This window comes from Motilimonas sp. 1_MG-2023 (assembly GCF_030547455.1).
Classification (GTDB): Bacteria; Pseudomonadota; Gammaproteobacteria; order Enterobacterales; family CBDFNC01; genus Motilimonas.
In genome coordinates, this window is sequence record NZ_JAUOPX010000367.1 from 1 (window position 1) to 228 (window position 228).

At 43.0% G+C, this 228-nt stretch carries 1 protein-coding gene; it reads right to left on the reverse strand.

Features of this window, described 5'->3' with window-relative positions:
• Window positions 1-10 precede the first annotated feature (10 nt).
• On the reverse strand, window positions 11-228 hold a 218-nt coding region (locus tag Q4519_RS22315), incomplete at its 5' end, for an acyl carrier protein (RefSeq protein WP_303516183.1).

Below are 228 nucleotides of genomic sequence, written 5' to 3' on the forward strand. Positions count from 1 at the left end.
GCTTTCATAATCATATGCTCACCTTCAATTTTTGCGACTCACGTACTACTGAAATAGCCTCTTTTGCGACCTCTTGAGCAGGCGAGTCGTGGGCGAGAATAAAGTCAGTCTTCGCATCGACACTGGGGTGTTTTAAAATCAAGGTAGCAGGTAGCGGTATATCTACACTTGCTTGTATGCGGTTTTTCAAATCCATGCCCATTAATGAGTTCAAGCCATATTCAAACT